General features: G+C 63.3%; 8 protein-coding genes and 1 pseudogene. 6 read left to right on the top strand and 3 right to left on the bottom strand.

The window, feature by feature from the left end; translation table 11 throughout:
• Positions 1 to 186 precede the first annotated feature (186 nt).
• Together TX78_RS10605 and nadE are read right to left on the bottom strand one after the other, a co-directional pair.
• Complete coding sequence (locus tag TX78_RS10605; protein ID WP_044496174.1) at positions 187 to 990, bottom strand: exodeoxyribonuclease III; 804 nt, start codon at positions 988 to 990, stop codon at positions 187 to 189.
• A gap of 62 nt (positions 991 to 1,052) precedes the next feature.
• A complete protein-coding gene (nadE, locus tag TX78_RS10600) occupies positions 1,053 to 1,877 on the bottom strand; it encodes an ammonia-dependent NAD(+) synthetase (protein ID WP_044496123.1) in 825 nt (274 codons plus the stop codon).
• A gap of 95 nt (positions 1,878 to 1,972) precedes the next feature.
• Between nadE and pyrE the strand changes: the two genes are divergently transcribed.
• The 3 genes from pyrE to TX78_RS10585 are packed head-to-tail and all read left to right on the top strand — an operon-like array spanning position 1,973 to position 4,311.
• Complete coding sequence (gene pyrE / locus TX78_RS10595) at positions 1,973 to 2,548, top strand: orotate phosphoribosyltransferase (protein WP_044496173.1); 576 nt, start codon at positions 1,973 to 1,975, stop codon at positions 2,546 to 2,548.
• A gap of 17 nt (positions 2,549 to 2,565) precedes the next feature.
• Positions 2,566 to 3,015 carry an HXXEE domain-containing protein gene (locus TX78_RS10590; protein ID WP_044496122.1) on the top strand — a complete coding sequence of 150 codons (450 nt, stop codon included), beginning with the start codon at positions 2,566 to 2,568 and terminating at the stop codon, positions 3,013 to 3,015.
• A gap of 39 nt (positions 3,016 to 3,054) precedes the next feature.
• Positions 3,055 to 4,311 carry an MFS transporter gene (locus tag TX78_RS10585; RefSeq protein ID WP_199765277.1) on the top strand — a complete coding sequence of 419 codons (1,257 nt, stop codon included), beginning with the start codon at positions 3,055 to 3,057 and terminating at the stop codon, positions 4,309 to 4,311.
• 87 nt (positions 4,312 to 4,398) lie between these two features.
• On the opposite strand, the gene TX78_RS10580 is transcribed toward TX78_RS10585, so the two are convergent.
• Positions 4,399 to 4,839: a response regulator gene (locus TX78_RS10580; RefSeq protein ID WP_199765280.1), complete on the bottom strand. Its 441-nt coding sequence runs from the start codon at positions 4,837 to 4,839 to the stop codon at positions 4,399 to 4,401.
• Here TX78_RS10580 and TX78_RS13800 point away from each other — a divergent pair.
• The 3 genes and pseudogenes from TX78_RS13800 to TX78_RS14420 form a co-directional block, all read left to right on the top strand.
• On the top strand, positions 4,789 to 5,028 hold the full coding sequence (locus tag TX78_RS13800) for a GAP family protein (RefSeq protein ID WP_147640474.1): 240 nt from the start codon (positions 4,789 to 4,791) through the stop codon (positions 5,026 to 5,028). The two genes, TX78_RS10580 and TX78_RS13800, sit on opposite strands and share 51 nt — an antisense overlap.
• 47 nt (positions 5,029 to 5,075) lie before the next feature.
• Complete coding sequence (locus TX78_RS10575; RefSeq protein WP_044496121.1) at positions 5,076 to 5,357, top strand: Lrp/AsnC family transcriptional regulator; 282 nt, start codon at positions 5,076 to 5,078, stop codon at positions 5,355 to 5,357.
• Positions 5,350 to 5,583: pseudogene (locus tag TX78_RS14420) on the top strand (rRNA methyltransferase); the annotation flags it as partial. The gene TX78_RS10575 and the pseudogene TX78_RS14420, both read left to right, overlap by 8 nt.

Below are 5,583 nucleotides of genomic sequence, written 5' to 3'. Positions count from 1 at the left end.
ACACATACGTGTAGAGCCCGGCGAGTCAGGAAGCTCCGCAGCCTGTGGATCTCATCGCCAGATCCGGCGACCAGTCTGTGATTCTGGCTCATCCCGCATAGGGCTATAGCCTTATGCCGCATTCATAGCCCTATGCCGAATCGCACGGCCCCGGCTACTAGCACGGTGTAGTCGGTCCTGGACCGCTCAGGCCAGGTCGACAATGACCGGGGCGTGGTCAGAGGCTCCCTTGCCCTTGCGCTCTTCGCGGTCGATGAAGGCGTGTTCGACCCGCTCGGCCAGCTTCGGAGAAGCCAGCACAAAATCAATGCGCATGCCCTCTTTCTTCGGAAAACGAAGCTGCGTGTAGTCCCAGTAGGTGTAGACACCGGGCCCTGGGGCGTGCGGGCGCACCACATCTGCGTAGCCGGCGTCGAGGAACTCCTGGAAAGCTGCTCGCTCAGGCTCGGTCACGTGGGTCATCTGATGGCGCTCGAAGAAGTCGATGTCCCAGACATCATCATCCTTCGGGGCGATGTTCCAGTCCCCGGTCAAAGCGATCTGCGCCTGCGGATTCTCCTGCAGCCAGGCTGAAGCGTGCTCGCGCAGCTGACGCAGCCACGCGAGCTTATAGACCATATGCTCATCCTCGCGGGTACGGCCGTTAGGCACGTAGAGGCTCCAGATGCGGACCCCGTCACAGGTGGCACCAATAGCGCGTGCTTCCTGGACCGGGTTCTTGCCGCCCTTGCCGAAGGGAGGCTGGTTGGGGAATGTGCGTTCCACATCCTTCATCCCAACCCGGGAGGCAATCGCCACTCCATTCCACTGGTTGAAGCCGAAGTGGGCGACGTCGTATCCGTTGTTCTCGAAAACTTCCCAGGGGAAGTTCTCATCCTTGCATTTGGTCTCCTGAATGGTCAGGACATCAATGTCCTGGCGCTCCAGAAACTCCTCCACCCGGTCGGCCCGGGCCCGCATTGAATTCACATTCCAGGTCGCGATTCTCACGCCGACCACCGTATCAGCGTGAGCACCTTGAAGGGGTCGGTAGCCCGCTTAAGGTGCACCGCTCAGGAGCGCCACCACTGATCCGCGATACTCACCGGGACCGTGCGCTTGTGGCGAGTGGCCAAGTATCGCTTCTCCAGCTTCTCTGCCTCTGCCGCGGGAATCTCGCGGCCTTCCAGGTAATCATCGATGTGATCGTAGGTGATGCCCAGCTCAGTCTCATCCAGCTGACCTGGGGTCTCATCCAGAAGATCCGCGGTGGGAGGCTTCATCCACAGCCGCTCATCAGCTCCCAGATGCTTCAGCAGAACGCGGACCTGCCGCTTGTTGAGCGTGTAGAGCGGCAGAACATCAGCGCCGCCGTCGCCGTACTTAGTGAAGAAGCCCGTCATAGACTCAGCGGCATGGTCGGTGCCCACCACCAGGGCCTGCTGTTCGCCGGCCACAGCGTACTGGGCGATCATCCGCAGGCGCGCCTTCACATTTCCGCGGTGGTAATCCAGCAGATTGCGGCCGAAACTCTCGTTGAATGCCACATCCACACCCGTGACAGCCTTCTCGATATTAAAGGTGTGGGTCTGATCAGGGGCGATGAACTCGACGGCGCGCTTGGCGTCATCCTCATCATGCTGGATCCCGTGGGGAAGCCGCATGGCGTGGAATGTCGCGTCCAGACCTTCGGCGCGCAGTTGTTCCACCGCCAGCTGGCACAACTTACCCGCCAAAGAAGAATCCACACCCCCGGAGATGCCCAGGACCAATCCCTTGGCCCCGGTGGCCTTGAGGTAATCAGCGAGGAAGTCCACGCGACGCGTGACCTCCTGCTCCGGATCGATCTCAGGCTTGACGCCCATCTCTTCGACAATGGCTTTCTGGAGTTCACGCATGAACCAGAGTCTAGTCAGCGCAGTGTTTCCGAAAGGTGAAAGTTCCCTGGACCTCGGCTGGAGGGCACGCGATTGGCTCTAGGATGGTGCTCATGATGACTGCCTCCGCCACAGACCCATCCGTTGACCGCAGCCGGCTCCAGGAGCTCATCGACCAGCTTGCGGTGGTCCGTGGCCGCGTGACTCTCTCCAGCGGCAAGGAGGCTGATTACTACATTGATCTTCGCCGTATCACCCTCCACCATGAGGCCGCCCCGCTGGTAGGTCGGGTCATGCTGCGGATGCTCGACGACGCCGAGCTGGACTTCGTCTCAGCCGGTGGGCTGACCATGGGTGCAGACCCGGTGGGAACGGCTCTGCTGCATGCTGCTGCCCAGCAGGGACGCGGCATTGATTCCTTTGTGGTCCGTAAGGCTGCCAAGACCTACGGCATGGGCCGTCAGGTGGAGGGTCCCAGTGTGGAAGGCCGCAAAGTGGTGATTCTGGAGGACACCTCAACCACCGGAGGGTCAGCACTGACCGCAGTGGAAGCTGTCCGCGCCGCCGGAGGGGACATTCAGGCGGTGGCCGTGATCGTGGACCGAGACACCGGTGCCCGTGAACGCATTGAGCAGGAAGCAGGGGTTCCATACCTTTACGCCTACTCCAAGTCAGACCTGGGTCTGGACTGACGGACTGAGGCTTGACCATGGGGCTGCAGGCGCGGGAGCTGCTCTGGTTGGCGCTGCTTGCCACAGTGCTGGTGCACAACGCTGAGGAACTGATCAGTGACCTGCCGGGCTGGAATCAGCAGCATCAGCTGATCCCCGGTCCGCTGCTCAATGATCCAGCTGCTTTTGTCGTCGCCGTCGCGGCGCTGAGCGTTCTCGGCGTTCTCGTCACCTGGATAGCAGTGCGTCAGCGCCCGGAATGGAGCACCCCGGCGCTAGCTACTGTGGCAGTGGTGATGCTGCTCCATGCGCTGAGCCATCTTGCCTTCAGTATGGTCAGCGCCAGCTATATGCCCGGGATGCTCACCGCCGCGGCCCTGGCGCTGCCGGTGTCGGCGCTGACTCTGGGCTGGCTGTACCGCGGCAGGAGTCGGGGTCGGCACAGCGCTGGCAGCCCGCAGGGAAATACGGCGCCTTCTCCAGGTTAAGAGACCGCTTCGGGTACGAAGTATCAGTAGGCTGTTTGGGTGAACGATGAACGCCCGGTGCCACTGACGGCCCTCCCGATGGTGCTCACCGGGCTGTGCATCACCCAGATTCTTGCCTGGGGAATTCTCTACTACGCCTTTCCGGTGCTTTCGGCACCGATATCTGCTGATACCGGATGGAGCCCGACCTCCGTCACAGTGGCCTATTCGGCGGGGCTTGTGGTGTCGGCGCTGCTAGGAATCCCACTGGGGAAAGTGCTGGACTACCGCGGTCCGCGCCTGGTGATGACTGCAGGCTCAGTGCTGGGGGTGGTCGCACTGCTGCTGATCGCCTGGGCGCCGACCTTCTGGCTATTCCTCTGCGGCTGGCTGCTGGCCGGTGTATCCATGGCGGGGACGCTGTATCCGCCAGCCTTCGCCGCGGTGACCCGGTGGTACGGCCACCGGAGGGTTTTCGCACTCACCGTCATCACTCTCATCGGAGGGTTAGCCTCCACAGTTTTTGCCCCGCTGACCGATGCCCTGGCCTCCGCGTTGAGCTGGCGGGAGGTCTACACGGTGTTGGCTGTGGTGCTCGGTGTGCTGGCGATCCCCATCCACGCGGTGGTGCTGCGCCGGCCCTGGCCGAGCAATGACTATGAGGCTCCGCTTCCGGCTGATGGGGACGACGTGGCGGGTCCGGCTGAGGGCGGCGTCGTCGTCGATTCTGAGCGTGAGTACGCCCGAGGCGTGATGCGCACCCCCGCATATCTGCTGATGACCGTAGGACTGACGCTGGGTGGACTGGCGATGTTCGCGGCAATGATCAATCTGGTGCCGATGCTCATTGACCGCGGGGTGTCTCCGACGCTGGCCGCCTGGGTCCTGGGGCTCGGGGGACTGGGGCAGGTCGTGGGCAGGCTCTTCTACTGGGCGATGGAACGCGGGATGAGCGTGCGGTCCCGGACCCTGTGGATCTACCTGCTGGTGGCGGTGAGCACTGCGGCGCTGGCGCTGAACTGGACCAATGCGGTGTGGCTCATCGCGATTTCCATGGTCGCCGGTGTGGCGCGCGGAATCTCCACGCTGCTGAAGGCCACCGCGGTGACTGACCGGTGGGGTCCACGGGCCTATGGGCGACTATCCGGGGTCTTCAATGCCCCGGTGATGCTGGCCATTGCCGTGGCACCGGCGGTGGGTGCGGCTCTGGCGGAGCTGATGGGCAGCTATGAGGCGATGTACCTGCTGCTGGCCGGAGTTGCTGTGCTGGCGGTAGCGGCACTGGCCTTCAGCGTCCCGAAGCTTGAACGCGCTTAGTCAGCCGAGCTGCTAGACCAGCAGGACTACGCCAGACCGGCTTCCCGTGCGAGGATCGCCGCCTGCATCCGCGAGGTCAGGTGCTGCTTAGCCAGAATGCTGGAGACGTGTGTCTTCACCGTCGCCGGCAGCCACCCTGCGGATCGCATCGATCAGCTGCCCCGGTTCAGCGGACTTCAGCAGGAACCCGGAGGCGCCGGCGCGCAGCGCACCGAAGACCACCTCGTCCAAGTCGAAGGTGGTGAGCATAAGGACTTCTGCCTGCAGTTCGCGGGTGATCTGTCGGGTCGCTTCGATCCCATCAATCCCGGGCATCCGGGCGTCCATCAGCACCACATCTGGGCACAGCCTGCGGGTCTGCTGCACCGCTGTGGCGCCATCGGCAGCCTCACCGACCACCTCCACTCCCTCTGCAGTCTCCGGCAGCAGGCGCAGACCGGCTCGGACACTGGGATGACCCCATGACCAAGGAGGGCAATGAGAGGAAACGACGCCGGGAGGAGGCGCGCGGCCGGGCTCATTCTCTATTACTGTGCGGTGATGATCACCCCCGCGCTGGTGCTGCTGACCGGCCGGGTGCTGGCCGGGCGTCTGCTGCAGGGGCCGCTGCAGAAGCTGGAGCAGTTCCTGAGTCGGCACGCCAGCGGAACGGTGGCCCTCATCCTCTTCCTGGTGGGTCTCTTCCTGGGCCTCAACGCACTAGAGGGTCTGAGCTAAGTGCCATTGCTGGGGTACGGCGTAGGCGCCGGTGGCATAATGACGCCATGGCCACAGTCTTCGTCCTGATCAAAACAGACCCGCACGGAATTCCCGAGGCAGCCCAAGAAATCGCCAATATCCCTGAGGTCGAGGCTGTCTACTCAGTCACCGGCAAATGGGACCTGGTGGCCATGGTCAAAGCAGCTGACTTCGAGGATTTGGCTGACCTGATCCCCGGCAAGATCGCCAAAGTCGCCACCATCCACGACACCGAGACGATGGCGGCCTTCCGCACCTACTCCAGTGTTGACCTGGAAGCCGGATTCTCCCTCGGCCTCGATGACTGACTCTGCAGAGCCTGCCGACCGCAGCGCGTCGGCTGACCGCACTGCGCCTGCTGACCACACTGCGCCTGCTGACCACACTGGGGTGAACGAGCAGCGCGAAGTCGGCGTCGGCCCATGGGAGGGCCCCTGGCCGGAGGGGGATCACTGGGACCCGGAGCTGCTGCGTGAAGGCGACCGCCGCAATGTGGTGGATGAGTACCGGTACTGGCGGCACGAGGCGATTGTT

This window comes from Nesterenkonia massiliensis (assembly GCF_000455245.1).
GTDB classification, from domain to species: Bacteria; Actinomycetota; Actinomycetes; order Actinomycetales; family Micrococcaceae; genus Nesterenkonia; species Nesterenkonia rhizosphaerae.
Note: the sequence above shows the minus strand (reverse complement) of the source record. Positions and strands in the feature narration are given on the sequence as shown.

Coding starts and splice junctions, on each gene's coding strand:
- TX78_RS10575 (WP_044496121.1), top strand. CDS start 5,076: ATGGCCACAGTCTTCGTCCTGATCAAAACAGACCCGCACGGAATTCCC.
- TX78_RS10590 (WP_044496122.1), top strand. CDS start 2,566: ATGGGGCTGCAGGCGCGGGAGCTGCTCTGGTTGGCGCTGCTTGCCACA.
- nadE (WP_044496123.1), bottom strand. CDS start 1,877: ATGCGTGAACTCCAGAAAGCCATTGTCGAAGAGATGGGCGTCAAGCCT.
- pyrE (WP_044496173.1), top strand. CDS start 1,973: ATGACTGCCTCCGCCACAGACCCATCCGTTGACCGCAGCCGGCTCCAG.
- TX78_RS13800 (WP_147640474.1), top strand. CDS start 4,789: ATGAGAGGAAACGACGCCGGGAGGAGGCGCGCGGCCGGGCTCATTCTC.